The sequence below is a fragment of the Escherichia sp. HH41S genome (assembly GCF_009820115.1).
Taxonomy (GTDB): Bacteria; Pseudomonadota; Gammaproteobacteria; order Enterobacterales; family Enterobacteriaceae; genus Escherichia; species Escherichia coli_F.
This window is the reverse complement of sequence record NZ_VNXE01000088.1, coordinates 1-2755: the sequence shown is the minus strand read 5'-3', so window position 1 is coordinate 2755 and position 2755 is coordinate 1. Positions and strand designations below refer to the sequence as shown.

The 2755-nt window shown below is 52.0% G+C and carries 1 protein-coding gene and 1 pseudogene; both read left to right on the top strand.

The window, feature by feature from the left end; genetic code table 11:
• The coding region (locus tag FQZ95_RS17875; RefSeq protein ID WP_160530476.1) for a tail fiber protein at positions 1-2559 on the top strand (2559 nt) is incomplete at its 5' end.
• Positions 2534-2755: pseudogene (locus FQZ95_RS17870) on the top strand (hypothetical protein); the annotation flags it as partial. The gene FQZ95_RS17875 and the pseudogene FQZ95_RS17870, both read left to right, overlap by 26 nt.

The following is a 2755-nucleotide window of genomic DNA, read 5'->3' as shown; positions in this document are numbered from 1 at the left end:
GATGCCGATAAGATAGTCCAGAAAGCGGTCGATAAACTTGCTGATGCCGCAACGCTGACCGGTGAGGCAAAAGCCAGCGCCGAAGCGGCAGCAAAAAGCGAGCAGAGCGCGAAACAGCACAGGGACGAGGCGCAACGGATAGTTGATGACCTGAAGGGAAGCAATGCTTCCACGACAGAAAAAGGCCTGGTGCAACTCTGTAGTGATACAGACAACGACAGCGAAGAACTGGCAGCCACACCAAAAGCCGTCAAAGCCGTCATGGACGAGACGAAAACAAAAGCGCCGCTGGACAGCCCGGCATTCATCGGCACGCCCACCACACCAACCCCGCCGGACGATGCGACCGGGCTGGAGATGGCGAACGCGGCATTTGTCCGCAAACTGCTTGCTGCACTGGTTGACTCGTCACCGGAAGCCCTGGACACACTGAACGAGCTGGCAGCGGCGCTGGGCAATGACCCGGAGTTTGCGACAACAATCTTGAACGCGCTGGCGGGTAAACAACCACTCAGTGACGTGTTAACCGCAATCAGTAATCTGGAAGAACGGGCAGATAATCTTCTGTGCTTTAATCATGACGGAAATGCTTCATTGTCTCCGCTGTCAGAAAAAGCCCGGTCACTGCTGGCACAGGCCACAGTGGAAGCCATGCGCAATGAGCTTGAGCTGAAAAGCGCAGCGGTAAGGGATATTCAGATAGACCTTTACGACAGCATGGAAGGCCGTGTTGCGCTTCCCGGTGCGTATGGTTACGGAATGACGGACGCCGGAGCACGTTCAATTATTGCCAGCGATATGGCGACTGTAGCCAGAACCGCTCACAACCTGCACCCGGGACGGTATTACACCTTTTCCACACAAACGGAAAAAACAACCGGAATAACAGAAATTATCTGGCTGGATAATGGCTGGGACGACAAAACCAGCCAGACAGCAACAAAGCTGGTTCTGTTTTTTGGAAAAGACGGACGGATTCTTATGACCGTTCGTGGTGATAACCTCTCCGCCCCGGTCACCTGGACGAATCTGACGCCACAACTGGGCAATGCAGCACAAAAGGATGCGCAGGAGAGTATTTACGACCGCACCGAAGGCCGTCTGGCGGTTCCTGGCATGTTCGGATTCGGGAAAATATTTTCCAGCGGCGACAGGACCGAGTTTAAAACAGAGGCCGATTTTCTCCGCTGGGTAAAAACAGCAAAACCCGGTCGTTATGTCGTTTGTGGCGCAGATAAAGTGATTCCCGGAGTCCTGTTCAGCGGCACCGTTGAAATTATCTGGCCGGAACCTCAAACCAACCCCAATCCGGCATATGTGGCTAAAATCATTATTTTTTACGGTATTAACGGCCACATTTATTACAATCGCTACTGGACTACCGGAGATGGTTATCTGGTTGGCTGGGAAAACCTGAAAGTCAACGAGGCTTCACTCCGGGCACTGATTGAAACCTGTGCGCCACTGAACAGCCCGGCACTGACCGGAACGCCGTCCACGCCAACACCACCAGATGATGCAGCAGGTAATGAAATAGCCAATGCGGCGTTTGTCCGCAAACTGCTTGCTGCACTGGTTGACTCGTCACCGGAAGCCCTGGACACGCTGAACGAGCTGGCAGCGGCGCTGGGTAATGACCCGAACTTTGCGACGACAATCATGAACGCGCTGGCCGGTAAACAACCGCTGAACGATGTGCTGACGGCTATCAGTGAACTGACGCAACGGGCAGATAATCTTCTGTGCTTTAATCAGGACGGGAATGCTTCACTGTCTCCACTGTCAGAAAAAGCCCGGCTGCTGCTTGCTCAGACTACAGCGGAAGACATGCTGTCTGTTCTTGAGTTGCAAAAGAATACGTACAGCGCCCAGAGTGATATTTATGACCGGGCGGAAGATAAACTGGCCCTTCCTGGTGCATTCGGATTTGGTTATCCGTTTGGAAAAGAAGACCAGCTCACCTTTAAAAACACATCGGAGCTGACCACGTGGGTAACAAACGCTTATCCGGGACGTTATGCGGTAACCGTCCCTAATCAGGGAACAATCATACCTGGTGTTTATTTTACGGGTATTCTTGATGTTATCTGGCAGATGAACCAGTACGAAACAAAGCCCCCGTCAGATGCTGCAAAATGCATAATGTTTTATGCAGGAAACGGTGATATCTGGTTTAACCGATATATTTACGGGCGTCTTGTTGGCTGGGAGCGAATAAAGATATCCACAGCCGATATTTATAATGTTATGGGGGGGACCATCAGCAATGAGTGGGGAGACCCTGATGTTGGTGGACTGATTATTGCTGCATACCAGGGAACGACTGACGGAGATACAAAAATCAAGCTTGTGAGGGGGCAATATTACGCAGGCTCACGGCTGGGGCCGGTGGGAATTTCAGCGCCCTACAATCCAGCCGGAACGTATTCATCAAGCCCGCAATTCTACGTTATGGGAAATGCAGGTCATTCATTACCGGGTACATATCGCGCCCTGTCCGGGGTAACAAACACCTATGGTTCCGACGCGATGATTGGGCTTTTTATTCGCACAGCGTGAGGAATGCATCGTGGAAATCAAAGAAATCATTAATCCCCGCTATACAGAAAATAGCGCTGTAGACTGTGACGTTTGGTTTGACGGCCAGCCGCAGCCAGTCCCTTACACTGCCACTCCTGATGATACATCAACAATCGGTAAGCGCATCTGGCAGGAACTGCAAAGCGGCAAATGGGGCGAAATCGCCCCGTTCACC